General features: G+C 69.1%; 19 protein-coding genes and 1 pseudogene. 3 read left to right on the forward strand and 17 right to left on the reverse strand.

Features of this window, described 5'->3' with window-relative positions:
• Positions 1-3 precede the first annotated feature (3 nt).
• The 8 genes from SSMG_RS01490 to SSMG_RS01520 all read right to left on the reverse strand — a co-directional run bounded on the left by SSMG_RS01490 (position 4) and on the right by SSMG_RS01520 (position 8,093).
• Positions 4-813 carry a 2OG-Fe(II) oxygenase gene (locus SSMG_RS01490; protein ID WP_009072126.1) on the reverse strand — a complete coding sequence of 270 codons (810 nt, stop codon included), beginning with the start codon at positions 811-813 and terminating at the stop codon, positions 4-6.
• 38 nt (positions 814-851) lie between these two features.
• Complete coding sequence (locus SSMG_RS01495; protein WP_009072127.1) at positions 852-1,721, reverse strand: glycosyltransferase; 870 nt, start codon at positions 1,719-1,721, stop codon at positions 852-854.
• Between the two features lie 3 nt (positions 1,722-1,724).
• The gene (locus SSMG_RS01500; RefSeq protein ID WP_100266680.1) at positions 1,725-3,263 is read right to left on the reverse strand and encodes a lipopolysaccharide biosynthesis protein; all 1,539 of its coding nucleotides are present in this window, start codon (positions 3,261-3,263) and stop codon (positions 1,725-1,727) included.
• A 71-nt stretch (positions 3,264-3,334) separates the two neighbouring features.
• Entirely contained in the window at positions 3,335-3,991 is a 657-nt protein-coding gene (locus SSMG_RS44575) for a phosphatase PAP2 family protein (protein ID WP_158687978.1), read from the reverse strand.
• A gap of 13 nt (positions 3,992-4,004) precedes the next feature.
• The gene (locus SSMG_RS01505; protein WP_158687979.1) at positions 4,005-4,904 is read right to left on the reverse strand and encodes a glycosyltransferase; all 900 of its coding nucleotides are present in this window, start codon (positions 4,902-4,904) and stop codon (positions 4,005-4,007) included.
• Positions 4,905-4,948: 44 nt separating this feature from the next.
• Positions 4,949-5,770, reverse strand: coding sequence for a hypothetical protein (locus SSMG_RS01510; RefSeq protein WP_009072134.1), 822 nt, complete (start codon positions 5,768-5,770; stop codon positions 4,949-4,951).
• The gene (locus tag SSMG_RS01515; RefSeq protein WP_009072136.1) at positions 5,767-7,251 is read right to left on the reverse strand and encodes an O-antigen ligase; all 1,485 of its coding nucleotides are present in this window, start codon (positions 7,249-7,251) and stop codon (positions 5,767-5,769) included. The genes SSMG_RS01510 and SSMG_RS01515 overlap by 4 nt, the downstream gene beginning before the upstream one ends.
• Positions 7,248-8,093 (reverse strand): hypothetical protein, encoded by an 846-nt coding sequence (locus SSMG_RS01520; RefSeq protein WP_037712224.1) that lies wholly within the window; start codon positions 8,091-8,093, stop codon positions 7,248-7,250. Before SSMG_RS01520 ends, SSMG_RS01515 begins: the two co-directional genes overlap by 4 nt.
• Before the next feature lie 134 nt (positions 8,094-8,227).
• Between SSMG_RS01520 and SSMG_RS01525 the strand changes: the two genes are divergently transcribed.
• A complete protein-coding gene (locus SSMG_RS01525) occupies positions 8,228-9,349 on the forward strand; it encodes a glycosyltransferase family 4 protein (RefSeq protein ID WP_037712227.1) in 1,122 nt (373 codons plus the stop codon).
• Here SSMG_RS01525 and SSMG_RS01530 read toward each other — a convergent pair.
• Complete coding sequence (locus SSMG_RS01530; RefSeq protein WP_009072144.1) at positions 9,346-10,440, reverse strand: methyltransferase C-terminal domain-containing protein; 1,095 nt, start codon at positions 10,438-10,440, stop codon at positions 9,346-9,348. The two genes, SSMG_RS01525 and SSMG_RS01530, sit on opposite strands and share 4 nt — an antisense overlap.
• Before the next feature lie 32 nt (positions 10,441-10,472).
• Here SSMG_RS01530 and SSMG_RS01535 point away from each other — a divergent pair, with 32 nt between their 5' ends.
• Complete coding sequence (locus SSMG_RS01535) at positions 10,473-11,021, forward strand: dTDP-4-dehydrorhamnose 3,5-epimerase family protein (protein ID WP_009072147.1); 549 nt, start codon at positions 10,473-10,475, stop codon at positions 11,019-11,021.
• Between the two features lie 2 nt (positions 11,022-11,023).
• Here SSMG_RS01535 and SSMG_RS01540 read toward each other — a convergent pair whose 3' ends face one another.
• The 8 genes and pseudogenes from SSMG_RS01540 to SSMG_RS01570 form a co-directional block, all read right to left on the reverse strand.
• A complete protein-coding gene (locus SSMG_RS01540) occupies positions 11,024-12,052 on the reverse strand; it encodes an NAD(P)-dependent oxidoreductase (protein ID WP_009072149.1) in 1,029 nt (342 codons plus the stop codon).
• A gap of 17 nt (positions 12,053-12,069) precedes the next feature.
• On the reverse strand, positions 12,070-12,726 hold the full coding sequence (locus SSMG_RS01545) for a PIG-L deacetylase family protein (protein WP_009072151.1): 657 nt from the start codon (positions 12,724-12,726) through the stop codon (positions 12,070-12,072).
• Positions 12,726-13,514 carry a glucose-1-phosphate cytidylyltransferase gene (locus SSMG_RS01550; protein ID WP_009072153.1) on the reverse strand — a complete coding sequence of 263 codons (789 nt, stop codon included), beginning with the start codon at positions 13,512-13,514 and terminating at the stop codon, positions 12,726-12,728. The genes SSMG_RS01545 and SSMG_RS01550 overlap by 1 nt, the downstream gene beginning before the upstream one ends.
• 1 nt (position 13,515) lies before the next feature.
• Positions 13,516-14,748: a class I SAM-dependent methyltransferase gene (locus tag SSMG_RS01555; RefSeq protein ID WP_009072154.1), complete on the reverse strand. Its 1,233-nt coding sequence runs from the start codon at positions 14,746-14,748 to the stop codon at positions 13,516-13,518.
• Between the two features lie 193 nt (positions 14,749-14,941).
• On the reverse strand, positions 14,942-15,814 hold the full coding sequence (locus SSMG_RS01560) for an LLM class F420-dependent oxidoreductase (protein ID WP_009072157.1): 873 nt from the start codon (positions 15,812-15,814) through the stop codon (positions 14,942-14,944).
• Complete coding sequence (locus SSMG_RS46595) at positions 15,811-16,254, reverse strand: hypothetical protein (RefSeq protein ID WP_286156925.1); 444 nt, start codon at positions 16,252-16,254, stop codon at positions 15,811-15,813. Before SSMG_RS46595 ends, SSMG_RS01560 begins: the two co-directional genes overlap by 4 nt.
• Before the next feature lie 17 nt (positions 16,255-16,271).
• A pseudogene (locus SSMG_RS47530) lies at positions 16,272-16,592 on the reverse strand (LLM class flavin-dependent oxidoreductase); the annotation flags it as partial.
• Between the two features lie 39 nt (positions 16,593-16,631).
• Positions 16,632-17,594 carry a YncE family protein gene (locus SSMG_RS01570; RefSeq protein ID WP_009072161.1) on the reverse strand — a complete coding sequence of 321 codons (963 nt, stop codon included), beginning with the start codon at positions 17,592-17,594 and terminating at the stop codon, positions 16,632-16,634.
• Between the two features lie 147 nt (positions 17,595-17,741).
• On the opposite strand from SSMG_RS01570, the gene htpX reads away from it, so the two are divergent.
• A complete protein-coding gene (gene htpX, locus SSMG_RS01575) occupies positions 17,742-18,590 on the forward strand; it encodes a zinc metalloprotease HtpX (RefSeq protein WP_009072163.1) in 849 nt (282 codons plus the stop codon).
• Positions 18,591-18,692: the final 102 nt, after the last annotated feature.

Raw genomic sequence — 18,692 nt, forward strand, 5'->3', positions numbered from 1 at the left:
CGATTACTTGCTGCTCAAGCGACCCGCGAGGTCGGCGAGGACGGGCGGCGTCCAGCGCTTGGCGACCTGGCGGAGGTTGCTCTGCCACGATTCGCCGGGACGCTGCTTGAAGACCGTGGTGTGGTCGTCGCGCACTTCCTCGGCGGGGCGGCCGTTGGTGTAGTAGTACAGCGCCATCGACCGGCGGGCCCGGTCGTCCGGGCAGGTCAGCGGATCCGGATGGCCGTGGTTGGCGTCGTCGGTCGTGGCGAAGAGCACGAACCGGTTGAACACCGGCAGGATCTTGTGCGCGCACTCGGACATGTCCTGGTTCCACAGCTGCAAATGCCCGCCGTAGGACTCTTCCCAGTCCTTGTTGAGATACAGCAGGCCGTTGAGCCTGCGGTCGAGGTTGAGCCTGCGGTGCCGGTTGAAATCGACGTGCACCTTCAAGAACCCGCCGGGCCGGATCTGGTGCAGGCCGCCGCCGTCGAAATGCGGATCGGGGACGAGGTGCTCGATGCCGCTGAGCCGTTCGAGGAAGTCGGTGAACACCTGTCCGTTGAACTCGGCGAGCAGTTCCCGGGTGGCCGGTCCCATTCGCTCGGTGTCCGCGAGCGCGAGTTTCACCTCTTGCGACGTGTCGAACTTCTGCCACTGGGCGTCCCGGGGCTCCGGGAATTCGGCGAGGACGGGTTCCAGGACCTCGGGCGGCAAGAAGTCGTCGATCACGATGTGCCGGAACGGTTGTGCCGTCACGAACTGCTCGTGCAGTTTGTCGGCAAGAGGCAACAGGTCATCGCGGCGGAAGGCGAATTTCCGGACTTCTTGCATGGTGTTACCCGTCCTTTCCGTGGCGGACTCGGCGGCGGTCACCTGGCGCGGTTTTCGTGCGTCGAGATGAGTCTGCTGGTGTTATCGGTGGACCATTCCGATTCGTTCCCGCGAATGCGGCGAAATCGCGCGATCGCCCGGTCGGCGAGCACCACGGCGCTGAAACTGGCCGCTTCGGTGACGGAAACGGCCCCGCCGCGCACGAGCTGCGACAACGTGCGCAAGCCGGATTCGGTGCCGGGCTGCGCCGGGCGGCCCAGCTGGTCCAGTTGCCGGTGCCCGAGCCGGACCCGGGCCCGGCGGCGCACCAACGCGCGCACCGTGGCGGCCGGCCGGACCGCGGACCGAGCTTCGGGGACCACGATTTTCCGTTCGGCGGGAACGGCACGGTGCACCCAGGCGTCGTCGGCGAGGACGTCGGGAAGCGGGAAGGCCAGTGCGTGTCCCTGCTCGTTCAGCGCGTAGACGCCGGAGCCGACGCCTGATTGCCGCACGGAAGGCAGCTGGGCCCAGGCGCGGTGCGCCCGGGAAACGACGGGGCCGAGGCCGTCCAATTCGAGCAGCGGCAGCGGGGTCGCCATGGCGATGTCCGGGGCCGCGAGCGCCTCGACGAGCGCACGGACGTCGTGGATCGACAGGACCACGTCCGCGTCGACGTACAGCCGCGGGTAGCCGGTCAGGACTTCGTCGCCGAGCTGCAATGCGGTGACTTTGCCCGGGACGGCGGTTTCGAGGACCGTCGTCCCGGCCGCCTTCGCGACGGCAGCGGTCCGGTCGGTGCACGCGCTCGCCACGACCACGATCTCCAGCTCGCCCGGCGCGGCGTCGGCGGTCAGCGCGTCCAGCAGCCGGGGGAGGGTCTGTTCTTCGTTGTGGGCGGGGATCACCACGTGCGCACGCGCGTTCATCGGTCAGTCCTCCTTCGCCGAAACGCTGCCGAGCTTGCCCTTGGCGAGCAATTTCGCGACATGCAGCGATTCCCGGAAAAGTTGCCGGTCGATCAGGCGCAACAGCACGAGGTAAGCCACCGCGACGACGGCCAGGCTCGCGAGGAGAGAGACCGGGGCGGGAAAACTCGCGGACTTGGCGAGCACCTCCTGCACGAACCAGCCGAGCGCGGCGGACGGCGCTCCGGCGGCGAACGTGGGCCAGACCGCCCGCAGCCAGTCGCCGAGGCTGAACGCGGCGACCCGCCCGATCGCCCGCACCTGGAACGGCGTGAGCACGAACATGGCGATCGAATAGGCCGCGGCGACCCCGGTGACTCCCCACGGCAGACCGGCGAAGAACGCCGGAACGCACACGAGCAGCGGGATCCAGGACCAGCGCAGCGCGAGGTCGGCCCGGCCGAGACCCATGAACACCGAACCGCCCGGCGTGGTCAGCGACTCGAGGATTCCGGTGGTGGTCAACGCGATCATCACCGGGACCGCGGGACCCCATTCGGCGCCGAACACCGTGCGCACGACCTCCGGGGCCAGCACCGCGACCGCGAGCATGCCCGGCACCACCGGAACCGCGATCACCTGGGTGACCCGGAGGAAGAGCCGGCGCACCCGCTGCGGATCGTCCTGGGTCCTGGCGAAAATGGGGAACGCCACCCGGTTCGCCACGTTGCCGAGGAGGCTCACCGGCACCAGCATGATCCGGTACGGAACCATGTAGTACGACAGCGCGGCGGGGCCGAGGAAGTGGCTCACCACCACGTTGTCGGCGTTGCGGCCGACGTAGCCGAGCGCTTGCGAACCCAGCAGCGGCACCCCGAAGCGGCGCACGTACCGCAGCGCGGCGCGGTCGAGCACGAACGCGGGCAGGCCGGCCGCGCCGAGCCAGATGACCAGGACCAGCGCGTCGGTGCAGACCTGCTGGACCACGAGCGCCCAGTAGTGCATGCCGAGTTCCGCGGTGGCGATGCCGATCCCGCCGCCGAGCAAGGTGGCGACGACCTCGCCCAGCGACAGCGCCCGGAAACGCAGATCGCGCTGCAGCCGGGCGGCCGAAACGATGGTCAGCCCCTTGAGCACCGGCCCGATCGCCAGGACCATGAGCACCGGCCGCAGCTGCGGGATGTCCAGGAAATCGGCGATCGGCCCGGCGAACGCCACGGTGAGGAGGCCGACGGCGGTGCCGAGCGCGGTCACGGTCCAGAACGCGGCTCCTTCGTCCTGCCGGCGCAGCTGCGCCTTCTGCACGATGCCGGTGGCGAGCCCGGTCTCCAGGAGCACCGCGGTGAGCGCGACGTAAATGGTCGCCGCGCTCGCCACGCCGAAATCGGTGGGACCGAGCAGCCGCGCGAGGACGAGCGCGAAACCGAGGCGGCCGAATTGGCGCGCGATCATCGCGATGACCGTCCACCGGGCGCCGTGCGCGGCGGTGGCGGCCGCGCTTTCCGCGGGCAGTGCCGGTTCGGGGGCGGTGGACTGCCCGGGGCCTGGACGGTGAGCTGTCACGTTAGTCGTCTTCCGCCCGATCTCGCTGGGACAGTGGGATATCCGTGAAGTCGCCCGGCCGCCGCGACGGGTTACAGCAGCGGAGATCTCGAATCCGACTCGGTTGGGCGGCGCAGCACCACGAGCGTCGTTCCGGCGATGGCCAACCCGAGCAACAGCCCGCCCGCGACGTCGCTGACCCAATGCGCGTCGACGTAAATCCGGGCGAAACCAACGAGCGCCGACCAACCGCCTGCCGCCGCCAGAGCACGTTTCCGGTTCTCCAGGGCCAGCAGTACTACGAAAAGGGTCGACACCACGACGGCGGTCGCGGCGTGGCCGGACGGGTACGCGGTGCCGCCGACGTGGAGCGTGTCGGGAGTCTGGTCGGTGCCCGCGCGGCCGATCAGGAGCTTGGCCGCCAACGTCGTCGCGGAGAGCAACAGCAACGGGAGGCCGCAAGTGAGCACCGGTGCCCACGAGGAACGGCGTACGGACCGAAACACCGCGTACGCGAACAAGATCGGCGCGGACACCGGAAACTGCGCGACAGCGCTCACGATGGTCAGCAGCACGTCGAGGACCACGCTGTGCTCGCGAGTGATCAATTCGTGCACCGGTTCGTCCGCTCGGGTCAGCGGACCGAGCGTCAGCACCTGCTGGGTGAGCACGACGAAGCCGAGGAGCGCCAACGCCGGGATCAGCCAGTCTCTGGCTCGTACGGCGCTTCGGAGGTCTGAGCTGTCCACGATGCTGACGGGCTCACGTCCTGGCGAGCGGCGCGAGGGCCGTTTCGGCGACGCCCCGGGCGAGGCTCCTGGCGAACTTGATCCGGTTGGCCGCCGCCCATTTGGCGAGCACGGCATACGCCTGCTGCCGCTGCGGCCTCGTGAGTTCGGCGCGGTGGACCGCGCGGCGCAGTTCCGCGGCGTGCCGCCAGGTGAGGAAACGCGAGCCGTAGCCAGTTTTCCGGTTGAACGCGCTCACTTGCCGATTGGCGACCTGGGTGGTCAATTTCGCGCCGTGCTCGCGTTCTTGGAACAACGGTTCGTCGAGCACCACGATCGGCCCGGCCAACGCCAGTTCGGCGAGGAAAACCCGGTCGCTGCCCCAAAACGGGAGCAGCAGCCGCGTGCGTTCGGCGAGCGCGCGGCGCTGGACGCCGAAGGCGACCGCGCACGAGTAGTCGTAGCGGATCAGGTCCGCGAACCGGTCCGCCGGCTCCGCCGCGGCCGAAGCACGGAGGTCCTGGGTGACGCCGAGCGAAACGCCGTCCTCGTCGATGTGTTCGATGGCGGAACACGCCGCGGCCGCGGTCGGGAATTCGGCCAGCGCGGTCACGCAGCGCTGCACGAAGGTCTCGTGCTGAAGATCGTCCGCGGCCGCCCACTTGAACAGTGCGCCCGAGGTGGCCTGGAAAACGTAGTTGAAATTCGCCGCCGCGCCGATGTCGTGGGCGTGCCGGTGATAGCGCACGCGCGGATCGCGCCGGGCGTAGTCGTGGACGATCTCCGCGGTCTCGTCGGAAGATTCGTTGTCGGCTACCAGCAGTTCGAAATCGCCGAACGTCTGCGCGAGCAGGCTGTCCAGCGCGCCGGCGAGGAAGCCCGCGCCGTTCTTGACCGGCAAGCCGATCGACAGGGGTGCTGCGGAGTTCGGCACACCTTGACGGTCGTCTCCGGCGGCGCTGCCGTTACGGACGCCGGTCAGGAATCGGCGGGAGGCCACGGCACCGCCGTTCCGTCCGGGAAATGGTTGCCGGAGAACACCTTCGGCGGCGGACCCGGATAAATCGGCTGGTAGCGGTAGTCGCGCCGGAAGGTGTTGCCGGTGATCTCGACGTCCGGGTAGTCCGGATTGTGGTAGAGCGTGTTCGCCCCGCCGCCGAGGACGTTGTCCCGGATCACCACCGGCCCGCCGACGGACGGGGTCGGGTCCGGCGAGGACGACAGGATGATCGCCGAGGTGATCTCGTCGTCCTGGCCCGGGTCGATCACGTTGCCCGCCACCAGGATCGACCCCGCGAGGTGGTCCGACTGGGCTCCGTCGGCGTGCGCGCCCTTCTCCGGCGCGAAGTCGTGGATCCACGAATCGGTGAGCCGGACGTTGTTGCCCAGTTTGACCCCGTCGTGCGTCATGCCGGAGATGTCGACCCGTTCCGCGCTCCAGTTGTGGAAGGCGATCGCCGCGCTGAGGTAGTTCCCGCGGATGCTGACGTCGCGGATCGTCACCGATCCCGCGCCGATCGTGGTGATCGCGAAGTAGTCGGCCCCGGTTCCGGTGAACCGGCTGCGCTGGATCACCACGTTCGGCGCGGACACCGTGACGCCGCCGCTCACGTCGAGCCCGTCGAGCACCTGCCCGGCCTGGCTGGCGGTGAACGAACCGGACGGCCGCAGCGATTCGGACGGCGGTACTCCAGTCGACGGACCGGCCGGGGTCTGCACGGCAGGCGTGGCCGTGGCGACGCACGCCGCCGAGGCCAGCAGGACGACTCCGGCCACCGCCGCCGCGGCGAGGCGTTTCACCGGACGCTCGCGAGCGGCTGGACCGCGCGGTCCCGCACGGCGATCCGCCAGAGCGCGGCCGCGGCGCCGAGCAGGCTGAAGGTCGTCACGAACATGATCTTGTAGCCGAACGCGTCGAAGGTGAACGCGGCGACCGCGGCACCGGCGATCGACGCGGCGATGGCCTGGGCCAGGCTGCGCACGGCCGGATCGGCGACCGTGCGGTGCACCCGCCGGGCGAGGGAATAGCCGGTGGCGAGCAACGCCAGTTCGGCCGCCACGCCGAGCGCGCCCATCGTGGCGAGAGTGAACAGGTATTCGTTGTCCAAGATCCGGTACAGCTTGGGAATGTAGGTCCCGACGCCGAGCCCGAGCAGCGGATGCTCGTGCCAGACGGTGAACACGGCGGTGTAATCGTCGGTGCGGCCCTGGATGCTCGGGTCGGTCGCCAGCGTGCTCGGGAGCAGGATGCTGCGGAGACTGCCGAGCAGCCCCGGCACCAGCGCGCTCATCGCGACCAGGCCGCCGATCGCGAACGGGATCAGGTTGAACACCATCCGCAAGCGCACGCTGATCAGGTACACGGCCATCGAGACGCCCGCGGTCAGCACGCCGGAGCGGGACACCGACAGCGGCATGCACCCCGCGATGAGCACGAACAGCGCCCACCACCGCAGGCTGCGCCCCTTCGGCGCGTTCAGCGCGAGATGCAACGCGATCGGCATCGCCAGCCCGAGCACGACGGCGTACTCGATCGGATGTCCGGCCAGTCCTTGCACGCGGTGGAAGCCGGAGCGGGCGAGCGCGTCGACGTCCTCGGTGAAATGGAATGTCAGACCCGGCAGCCGCATTTGCTGGAAGAGATCGACCACTCCGAAGAACTGGAGCAGCGCGCTGACCGCCAGCAGCCCGCAGGCGAGCACGATCACCCGCATGAGGCGGGTGACCCCGTTGAGGTCGCGCACGGTGTCGGTGACGAAGAGCAGCAGGCCCATCGCACAGGCCTGGCCGAACAGCGACGCGTCGGAGGCCGACGCCTCGAGCGGGGAGAGCCCGCGCAGCTGGCCCGCGACGTAACTGGCGAGCACCACTCCCACGAAAACCAGGCAGACGATCCGCATCGGCTGCCGTCCCCGGTCGGTGCCGAGCGAATTGTCGACCCGCCCGTAGCACCAGAGCACCAGCAGGAGCGCCGCCACGATCAGCCCGGGCACCCCGATCTGCCCGAGCGGTTTGATGATCAGCGACGCCGGGACGAGGAAGGTCAGCGCGAACAGGATGCCGAGCGCGGTCTGCTCGTCGCGCCGGGCGTTCAGCCAGAGCGCGGACACCACGATGACCGCGACCACGACGGGCGTCATCGCCGGGGCGATGATCGGCACGGCCAGCAGGGCGAGCGCCCCGGCCGCGCAGATCGCCCGCAGGATCGGCCGCGCGGCGAGATCGGTGCTGAAGCGCGCGATGCCGCTTCCCGCGAGCGAGTCCAGGGGTCGGTGGCTCATTGGCCGCGCCGGCCGAGCGAACCTCCGGTACCGGTCTTGTCGCCGTCCCCCTGGTCGGCTTGCGCGGGTGCGGTCACCGGCCGCAAGCGGGTGGTTTCCTCGCCGTGCCGGCTCAGGTCCGCGGCGACCCGGGCGGGGGCGGCTACCCGGTCGGGCCGCTCGGGAAGCAGGTTGACCGGCAGTTCGCCGCGGTGGTTTTCCTTCTCCGGCGGGTGGCTCGGCTGGCTCTCCGGCACCGGCTGGCTCGCCGGGCGCTTGCGCGAACGCAGTTCCACGACGACGCAGGCGGTCAGCGAGAGGATGAGCCCGAGCGCGCCGGCGGCGAGCGCGGTCTTGAGCTGGTTGCTGTGCGACACCGCGGCGTCCTGCGGCTGCACGACGTCGTCGACGGTCACCCGGAACGGGCCGGGGATCTGCTTCTGCGCCTGCAGGTCGTCGAGCCGCTTCGCGAGCTGGGCCGCGATGGCGCGATAGGTGGTGAGCGTGTTGCGCCGGTCCGGGTCGGTGACGGTGACGGTGAGGACCGCCTTGCCGCTGTCGTCGATCTGGTACTTGGCGGTGCCGCCCGCCGCGGTGATCGCGGCGGCGACGTCCGGCGATTTCGCCAGCTGCCCGAGCACGAGCGCGGTCGCGGCGGTGTCGTAGTAGGGGTTGCTCTGGAGCCGGGCCGATTGGTCGGCGGTCGAGGCGAACGGATAGCTGACCTTGAGCGCGCCGTCCACCTCGTAGGTGGGGGACACGCTGCTCGCCAGGATCCAGCACGCGACCGCGGACACGACCAGAGCGGGGACGAGGATGAGCCAGCGACGGAGAGCGACCTGGAAGATTGCGAGCAAGTCCATCGGAGTTCCCCTCACCTCCTGCTTTTCCTATGATGTCGACGGTGCCGAGCCGCCGTCCGGCGTCATCTGGTTGTCGCGATCGGGCGCCCGGATGTGACAACGAAACCTTCCGCTCTCCGGAAAGGCATCGAATCGTGACCGTGCCGAAGATCGGGTTCGCGTGCGCCTGGGACCGTCCGCCGCGGGGGACGTGGTCGCACACCCCGTGGAATCTTCGCGCGGCGCTGCGCGAGCGCACCGAGGTCGTCGACCTCGGGCTGGAGTGGTCGCTCCCGGTGCGGTCGGCGTTGCGGGGCCTCGGCGCGCACCGTTACGAGGGCCGCTGGGGGAGCCACTGGAAGCACCTTCCGCTGACCATGGCGCTGGCCGGGGTGAAACTCCGGGCCGCCGAACGCCGCCTCCGTCCCGACGTCGTCCTGCAGATCGGCGACCTCGCCCGCACGGACACGCCGTTCCTGCTCTACCAGGATTCGAGCTTCGACATCCTGCTCGAACGCCTCGACAGCGAAAGCGGGCGGGCACTGCATTTCCCCGGCCTCGACCTCGCCGCGCTGCACCGGCTGCGGGACCGGCAGCACCGGATCTACCGGGAGGCCGCGGGATTGTTGACGATGAGCCAATGGCTGGCCGAGCACGTGGTGCGGGTGTCCGGGGCGGATCCGGACAAGGTCCACGTGGTCCCGCCCGCCGCCAACGGCCTTCCGGACGGTCCGGTGGAACGGCATCGCGACGGGCCGCGACGGCGATTGCTGTTCGTGGGAAAGGATTTTTCCACCAAAGCGGGCGATCTGGTCGTCGAGGCTTTTTCGGTGCTGCGCAAGGAATCCGATCCCGGGCTGACGCTCACCATCGCGGGTCCCAAGGAATGGCCGCTGCCCGGCGCGGTGCCCGACGGCGTCGAATTCCTCGGCCGGGTTCCGGTGGAGCGGGTGCGAGAGCTTTACCTGACGCACGATCTGTTCGTGATGCCCAGCCGGTTCGAGGGGTACGGGATCGCCTTGGTGGAGGCGCTCGCCCACGGGCTGCCGTGCGTGGCCCGGCGGGATTGCGCGATGCCGGAAATCGTTCGCCCGGGGGAGAACGGCGACCTGATCGACTCGGACGGCCCCGCGGAACTGGCGGCGGTGATCGCCGGGCTGCTCGCCGACGACGGGGTCTACGAACGCGTGCTGGCCGCGGTCCCGAAGGTGATCGAACAGCATTCGTGGAGCCGGGTCGCCGACGACGTACTGCGCGTCGCCGCGACGGTGCGCTAGTCCTTCTCGACCGCGTCGGACGGCACCCAGCGCCCGCCCGCCGCTTCGATCTCCGGAAGCCGCCGCCGTACTTCGGGCAGCAGGTCGGGGAGGAAGAGCAGGACCGCGTCCGGACGCGCGTCGACCAGTTCATCGGGGGAGATGATCGGGATTCCGCTGGAGGGCATTCGCCTGCCCTGCTTGGCTTCCGACGCGTCCGCGATGGCGGGGAGAAGTTCGCGGGTGACGCCCGCCCGGCAGAGTTGCGCGACCGCACGCGACGCGGCGCCGTAACCGAGCACGCGGTTGCCTGCTGCCCGCTGCTTCTCCAGCCAGACGGCGATCGAATCCGAGCTGCGCACGGCGGCTTCCTGTAGCCCAGCAACGATTTCCGTTGTGGTGACTCCGAAATCTGACTCCTCGCTGACGAGGGACCGCACCGAATCGTCCGGGGTTCCTTCGCGGGTGGCAGCGACGAGAATCGTCCCGCCGTAGAGGTCGAAGCGAAACGCCGTGCGCGCAACGAGCCCCACGGCGCTGAGCATTTCGACCAGCACAGGCATCGAGTAATACGCGTAGTGGCCGTGCCGCAACGCGCTCCACTGTCCTTCGCGCAGGATCGCGGCCAAGGTGTGAAACTGCAGCAACAGCACGCCGTCGCCAGCCAATCCGGCGACGCGCTCGCGCAAGGCGGCCCGTTGATCGGATTCGTGCATGAGCCCGAAACAGTCCACGAGCACGTCGGCCGTCCCCGCGGAGACCGGGGTGAGCCCGCGTTCCTCCAGCAGGGAAAGCCACGATCCACCGTGTGGGCTGCCGTATTCGCGGACCGTGCCGCTGGCGGGCAACAGCACGGCGGCACGACCGACCGCGTCCGCCGCCTGTTCGACGAGCGCGGCCGGTTCGACGCCGCGGGGTTCGTCCGGATCGGTCTCGTCCTCGGCGAGCTGAGCGAGTCCGCACGCCGCGCACAACCACATGCGGAGCGGGAAAACGACGTCCGGCCCCGGGTCGCCGAGCGCGGGGAAATGGTCGGCGGGCGGCTGGGCGCCGAGATCGAGCACGACGGAACCGTCCGCCGATCGGCACCAGCGGCAGCGTGGCGAGGTCACCGCGAGAGTCCTTCCGGGGGGAGACTGGAGGCATGAGAGTCGAACCGTGCGACCTTGCCGGAGTTCTGCTGTTCGTCCCCGAACCGCACCACGACGATCGCGGGCTGTTCACGCGGACGTTCGACACCGAGATCGCCGCCGAGCACGGCCTGAACGCCGCGGCGTTCCAGCAGGATTCCCAATCGCGGTCGCGGCTGGGCGTCCTGCGGGGCATGCACGGCCGGTCCGGGCGCGGCGAAGCGAAGCTGGTGCGGTGCGCGCGCGGCGCGGTGCACGACGTTCTCGTGGACATCCGGCCGGGCTCCGCGACCTTCGGCAGGCAGCAGGCGTTCCGGCTCGACGACGTCGAGTTCGCGCACCTGTACATCCCGCCGGGTTTCCTCCACGGGTTCCAGGTGCTCACCGAGTACGCCGACGTCTGCTACCGGATCGACCGCCCGCACGATCCGGCCGAGGACCTCGCGGTGCGCTACGACGATCCGGACCTGGCGATCGACTGGCCGCTGCCGGTTTCGGTGCTCAGCGCGCGCGACGCGGCCGCCGGCACGTGGGCCGACCTGGCCGCGCGCCTCGGCGAGTGACGTCACCGGGCTTGCGGCCGCAGGTCCGCGCCCAGCGTGCCGTCCGCCCGGCGGACCGAGAGGTGGGCGAGCCGGGTGAACCGCTGTTCGAAATCGGACCGGGTGAGCTGGTGCCGCCGGTAGGCGTCCGCGAGTTCGCGGGCTCCGGCGGGCACCGACCAGGCGCACGCGAACTCCAGCAGCGCGGCGCGGATCCGGCTGAAGTCCACCCGGTACGACCGCGGATCGGCCCCGGCCTCGCCGGTGATCTGCAGTTCGGCGCCCGGCACGGCTTCCACGACGGCCTCGGCGATCTCGGAAACCCGCAGGTTGTTGTCCTCGGTGCCGACGTTGAACGCCTTCGCGTGAACCGCGTCCCGGGGAGCGGTCAGCGCCGCGGCGAACGCGGTGGCGATGTCCTGGGCGTGCACCAGCGGACGCCAAGGGGTGCCGTCCGACAGCACCTTCACCGTGTTGGTCAGGATCGCGTGGCCGACCAGGTTGTTGAGCACGATGTCCGCGCGCAACCGCGGTGAGAAGCCGAAAGCGGTGGCGTTGCGCAGGAACACCGGGCTGAAGTCGTTGTCGGCGAGACCGACTAGATCGTCCTCCACCCGCACCTTCGACTCGGCGTACGGCGTCACCGGCCGCAGCGGCGCGTCCTCGTTCACCAGGCCGTCGTTTCCACTGGCCCCGTAGACCGAACACGTTGAGGCGTAAAGGAATCGGCGCACCCCGGCGTCCTTGGCCAGCTGGGCCAGCCGGGTCGAGGCGCGGTGGTTGATCGCGTAGGTGATCTCCGGGTCCAGCGCGCCGAGCGGGTCGTTGGACAGCGCGGCGAGGTGGATCACCGCGTCGAAGCCCGCGACGTGCTCGGGCCGGACGTCGCGCAGGTCGACCGACACGGCCTTGGGGTCGGTGACCTCCGGACCGAGCACGCAGGTCGAGTACAGGCCCGAATCAAGGCCGACGACGTCGTGTCCCGCCGCGGCGAGCACGGGCGCCATGACCGTGCCGAGGTAGCCGAGATGTCCGGTCAGGAGTACGCGCACGGGTCTTCCTCATTTCCTCAGTTCGCGGAGCGAGCCGCCGCGATCGTCAATTTCGGCGTGTGGAAGGCCTCCGCGTAGCGCTGCTGGCACTGCACGCCGCGCACGCGGGCGAGGCCGGAGAACGCTTCGTGGTCGAACCAGCCTCTCCCGTGCTGCGACGGGTAGTGCGTGGCGAGCAGATCGCTCTTCTCCCGGACCGTTTCCTCGCTCAGCGGGAAGAACACCGAGGGCTGCGCGAGATCGGATTCCCACTTCAGGATTTCGTAGCCGAGGACGAGGTGGTTCCGGAAGACGGTCGGCACGAGTTTCGCCAGTCCGCGGTGGTCTTGGTGCGCGTCGTGCGGGGCCGGCGCGAAGACCAGGTCCGGTTCGCATTGTTTCCGCACCTCTTCGAGCGCTTCCTTGGCCAGCTCCCATTGCGCGGGGAACCGTCCGTCGCGGAGGTCGAGCACCGTCACGGCGAGATCTGCTTTGGGACAGAAAGCCGCGAGCGCGGAACGTTCCTCGCTTTCTCGTGGCGTACCGGCACCCGACAGCACGAGCGCGGTCACTCGGGTGCCCGGGTTCGCCCGGCACAGTTCCAGCAGGCTTCCCCCGGCGCCGATCGCGATGTCGTCGCAGTGCGCGCCCAGCACCGCGATTTCCGAACAGGACTCGGGGACGAGCGGCCGCATCAGCGGCCCGCCCGCGCGGTTTCCCAGAGCATCCAGGGCCGGTCCCCGTGCGCGTACGCGGTGTTGAGGGACAGCCGTTCCTTGACCGTGTCGGTCGGTTTCCAGAACCCGCGGTACGGGTAGCCGAGCAGCTTGCCCGCTTTCGCCAGCTGGACGCACCCGTCGGCGACGAGGTCGCCGTTCTCCGGGATGTGGTCGAAAATCTCTTGGCGCAGAACGAAATACCCGCCGTTGGACCACAGCGGCATGTCGCTCACCGGCGTGATCCCGCCGACGCGGCCGTCCGGGGCGAGGTCGACGCAGTGGAACGTCGATTCCGGCGGGACGACCATCATCGAGGCGCCCGCGTCGGTGGCCGCGAAACGCGTGATCATGTCGTCGAGCGGGGCGTTGGTCAGCACGTCCGCGTAGTTGGCGAGGAACATTTCCTCGCCGTCCACGTAGTCGCGCACCCGGCGCAGCCGTTCGCCGATGGGGGATTCGATGCCGGTCTGCACGAAGGAGATCGACCAGTCGCTGATGTCGGTCGACAGCAGTTCGACCTGGCCGTCGCGCAGCACGAAGTCGTTGGACTCGGTCTCGCGGTAGTCGAGGAAGAAGTTCTTGATGTGGTGCGCGCCGTAGCCGAGGCACAGCACGAATTCGGTGTGCCCGAAGTGCGCGTAGTAGCGCATCACGTGCCAGATCAGCGGCCGGGGACCGACCGCGGCCATCGGCTTCGGCAGGTCGTCGTCGTTGCCGCTGCGCATCCGCATGCCGTAGCCGCCGCAGAACAGGACTACCTTCACTTCACGTCACCTCGACGATTTCCAGGCGCGGAATCGGGAAGACGAGCTTGCCGCCCCACGCGCCGACGTAGGAAAGCTGCTCGGTCAGTTCGTCCCGCAGGTTCCAGGGCAGGACGAGCACGTAGTCCGGCCGGTCGGCGGCGATCCGGTCCGGCTCCACGACCGGGACCCGGGTGCCCGGCGTGAACCGGCCGTGCTTGTAGGGATTGCGGTCCACCGTGTAGGCCAGCAGGTCCGGCCGGATGCCGCAGTGGTTGAGCAGGGTGTTGCCCTTGCCGGGCGCGCCGTACCCGACGGTCGTTTTCCCGGCTTTCCGGGCGGCGAGGAGAAATTCGAGCAATTCGAGCCGGACGCGGGTGACCCGGTCGGCGAATTCGGTGTACCCGGACAATTCGTGCAACCCGGCGGCCTTCTCGCGCGCCAGTACGTCGATCATCCGCGCGCTCGGCTCTCCGGCAACTTCCGCGGGCTGGGCCCAGAGCCGGATCGACCCGCCGTGCGTCGGCAGGAGTTCGACGTCGACGAGGGTCAGCCCGCCGGTCGCCAGCGCCTGCCGGGCGGATTCGACGGTGTAGTACTGGAAATGCTCGTGGTAAATCGTGTCGTACTGGTTCTTTTCGATCAGCGTGAGCAGGTGCTGCACCTCGATCGACACCCAGCCGTCGTCCGCGACGAGCGCGCGCAGCCCGTGGGTGAACCCGCGGATGTCCGGGATGTGGGCGTAGACGTTGTTCGCCACGACCAGGTCGGCCGGACCATGCTCGGCACGCACCTGCTTGCCGGTTTCTTCAGAGAGGAACGCCGTGTGCGTCGGCACCCCGGCCTCGCGCGCGGCTTGCCCGACGTTCACCGAAGGTTCCACGCCGAGACAACGGATTCCGCGCTCGACGACGTGCTTCAGCAGGTATCCGTCGTTGCTGGCGACCTCGACGACGAAAGACCGGTCGGTCAGTCCGAGCCGCTCGACGGCGGCGTCAGTGAACCGTTTCGCGTGCTCGACCCACGAGGTGGAAAAAGACGAGAAATACGCGTAATCGGTGAACGTGTCGGCCGGATCGAGCAGCGGCGGGAGCTGCGCGAGCCAGCATTCCGTGCACACTTCGAGATGCAGCGGGAAAGTCGGTTCGGGTTCGGCCAGCTGCGCGGCGGTCAGGAACCGTTCGCACGGCGGGGTCGCGCCGAGGTCGACCACGCTGGCGGTTCTTTCCGAACCACAGAGTCGACATGTGGTCATGTACCAGGCTCCTCCGGTCGCGAACGCGATCTGCGTAGGGCAGGTCGATCCGCGCCCGGCCGCCGTTACAAGGGGTCGGGAGGCGCGCCGGAGTCGATTCGGAACCGAGACCATGCCCGCGGCGGAATGCCGCGAGCTGCTGCGCCGAACGGAGGGCGGACCAGTGCCGGGTGACCCTCCGTTCGGCGGCGGATCACAGCTTTTCCGCGGCCGGGATCACCTCGGTGGCGAACCGTTCGAGCACCGCCGGGTCCGGCACGCCGTGCGCCCAGCCGGTCGCGACGGTGAACCCGAGTTCCGACAGCCGGCCGAGTTCATCCAGCAGCTGCCCGGTTTTCTCGCCGTTTTCACCGGTGTCGAGCCGCAGCGAAGCGGTCTTCGTGATCTCGGAGTAGTCGCGGCCGACGTCCGCGCAGTGCTGCTGCAGGACTTCCAGTTTGCGCGGAAGGTCCGCGTTGGGCAGCAAATTGCAGATGTCGCCGTACTGCGCGACGAACCGCAGCGTCTTCTTCTCGCCGCTGCCCCCGATCAGGATCGGCGGATGCGGACGCTGGATCGGCTGCGGGCTGTTGAGCAACCGCTCGCCGCTGACGTGCGTGCCGGTAAAGGGCTCGTCGCCCTCGGCCCACATCTGGTGGACGTACCGCAGCGCGTCCTCCAGCTGCTCGAACCGCTCCTTCATCGGCGGGAACCGGAACCCGAGCGCGCGGGACTCCTCCTCGTTCCACCCCGCGCCGATGCCGAGGATCGCCCGCCCGCCGGACAGCACGTCGAGCGTCGTCGCCGCCTTCGCGAGCAGCCCGGGGTGCCGGTAAATGACGCCGGTGACGAGCGTGAGCAGCTTGACGCGCTCAGTGTGCGCGGCGAGGAAGCCGAGCGTGGTCCACGCTTCCAGCATTTCGTGCTCGGGCGGCCCGTAGCTGGAAATCTGGAAGAAATGGTCCATCACCGACAGATATTCGAACCCCGCCTCGTCCGCGGTCCGCGCCACCCGCGCCAGGTCCGCGCCGAGCGCCGCCGGCCCGTTCGGCCAGGTCTGCTGAGCCAGGTGCAACCCGAGTTTCATGCCAACTCCTTAACCGCCGGAATGATGTCTTGCGCGAAAATCTCGATCCTTCTGCGGTCGACGCCGCCGGGGAGCGGCCCGATCACGGCCTGCACCCCGAGCCGGTGCAGTCTTTCGGCCTCGGCGAGAAATTCGCCGGTTTTCTCCCCGGTCGGCCCGATGTCCAGATAGTGGTAGACGGTTTTGGTGATCTCGCCGTAGTCACGGCCCTCGGTTTCGCAGTGCCGCTTGAGCACGTCGAGCTTGCGTTCGAGATCCGGGCCGTTGCCGATGTTGCAGAAGTCGCCGTACTTCGCGACGAGCCGAAGCGTCTTCTTCTCGCCGCTGGCCCCCGACTCTGCTTGATTGCCCCGGCTTCGCCGGGGTGCCGCGATCTCGGTTGTGGTTCCGAAGTGGACGGAAACGGAAACCCGAGCCCGCGGGCCTCTTCCTCGTTCCACCCCGCCCCGATGCCGAGCATGGCCCGTCCGCCGGACAGCACGTCGAGAGTGCTGACCGCCTTCGCGAGCAGGCCGGGATGCCGGTAAATCGCGCCAGTGACGTAGGTGAACAGTTTCGCGCGCCGGGTGTGTGCGGCAAAGTAGCCGAGCGTCGTATAGGCCTCAAGCATCGGACGATCACTCGGGCCGACGCTGGGAATCTGGAAGAAATGGTCCATCACCGCGAGATAAGCGAACCCGGCGTCGTCGGCCGCCCGTGCCGCTTCGGCCAGTTCCGTGCCGAGCGCGGCCGCCCCTCCCGGCAGCGTGAAGTCGGGGACCTGGAGACCGAGTTCCATACCCGACACCGTATACCTGGAGTAACTTCATGCGAGCAGTCAGAAATCGCGCACGACGTTGATCGTGCCGTGCAGCGGATCGGTCACGTACACCGTGCGCGTGCGCTGATCCACCGCCACGTCGCCCGGGTTCACCCCGAGGCTCAGCTCTCCGGCGAGGGTTCCGGTCCGTCCGTCCACACGAGACAGACCATTTTGCCCGCCGTTGGTGTACACGACATCGGTGCCCTGATGCACCGCGAGCGAGGACGCCTCGCTGCCCAGCAGCACCGTCTTGACCTGGGCCCGCGCCGCTCCGTCCACAATAGACAGATGGTGGATCGCCGAATTGGCCACGAACACCGCGCCGCTCGGTTCGTGCACGCCGATCCCAGTCGGGGAAGCCCCCACCGGAACGCTGGCGGTGAACGATCCCGAGTCGAGGTCGCAGATTTCGACCGAGTTCGTGGTCGGGCTCGTGCAGTAAGCGCGCCGCCGGCCGCGGTCGAGGGCGATTCCGGCGAGGCCCGGTTTCGGCGCGGGCAGCAGGTCCTGCTGGGTGAGGCTGATGCTGTCGAGCACCGCGAACGTGCCGGTCTTGCCGCTCACCGCGTACACGAGGTTGGCCTGCGGATCGATCGCGAGCGCCGACGCGCCCGCCCCCGCGCTGACGACGCTCAGCAACCGATGCGTCTGGCCGTCGAAGGCGAGCACCGTGCCGCCGGGCGGGTTGGCGACGTAGATCCGCTCGGTGTCCACCGCCACATCGCTCGGCTGCCCGCCTACCGCGAGCGCGGACACGACGCGCCCCGCGTCCGGATCGAGGACGAGAACCATGCCGGACGCCTGGTCGGCCGCGTAGACGAGCCCGGTGACCGGACTCACGGCCAGTGCCGAAATCGTCCCGCCGACCTGCACGCTGGTGACCCGCCCGGCCGCCGTCGCGGTACTGCCGAGCAATGCCGCCGCACCCGCGCTGACCAGGCCGAACAGTCCTCGCCGGGAGAACTGGGAACCGCGCATCGCTCACCTGCCCCGGTCGGTTGGGTTGCCCGCCGACCCTAACTCGGACAAGGATCGGGCGAAGGAACTTCGGGTCCCCCGATCGCGTTGTTTCCAGTGAGTAACCCACCTTGCGGCACCTGCCAGAGCGGACGGAGGCGAGCGCGCGTGCACAAGCACCACAACGGGCTGAAGACGGCGATGCTGCTCGGTCTGCTCTCGGCGATCATCATCGGGATCAGCGGATTGTTCGGCCGCGGGGCGCTGGTGATCGGCCTGATCGTGGCGCTCGGGATGAACGCCTACGCCTACTTCAACTCCGAGAAAATGGCCCTGCGCGCGATGCACGCGCGGCCGGTGTCGGAGGTCGAGCAGCCCGCGATGTACCGGATCGTGCGAGAGCTGGCGACGTCCGCGCGGCAGCCGATGCCGTCGCTGTACGTGAGCCCGACCGCGGCGCCCAACGCCTTCGCGACCGGGCGCAATCCGCAGCACGCGGCGGTGTGCTGCACCACGGGAATCCTGGAGCTGCTCGACGAGCGCGAGCTGCGCGCGGTGCTCGGGCACGAGCTGTCCCACGTCTACAACCGGGACATCCTGATCTCTTGTGTCGCCGGTGCGCTGGCGAGCGTGGTCAGCGTGCTGGCGAACATCGCGTTCTTCTTCGGCGGGAACGACCGCGAGGGCAACCCGTTCATGTCGCTGCTGCTGGTCTTGATCGGGCCGATCGCGGCGGGCGTGGTGAAGATGGCGGTGAGCCGGTCGCGGGAGTACCAGGCGGATGCTTCCGGGGCGGAGCTGACCGGGGATCCGCTGGCGTTGGCTTCGGCGTTGCGGAAGCTGGAGATGGGGACCCGGGCCGCTCCGTTGGCTCCCGAGCCGGCGGTGGTGTCGCAGTCGCATTTGATGATCGCGAACCCGTTCCGGCCCGGGGCTGGGTTGAGCCGGATGTTCTCGACGCATCCGCCGATCGAGGATCGGATTCGGCGGCTTGAGGAGATGGCTCGGGGGCGGTGAGGCCTCTGGGTGTTCCTGGGCGGCTCGTCGCCTGGCGGCGACGTTGCGCCTCGGTGGTGAGGCTGGGCACCCCGATTTTTTAGTGTGACTACGGCGCTGGGG

The sequence above is a fragment of the Streptomyces sp. AA4 genome (assembly GCF_000158875.1).
Taxonomy (GTDB): domain Bacteria; phylum Actinomycetota; class Actinomycetes; order Mycobacteriales; family Pseudonocardiaceae; genus Amycolatopsis.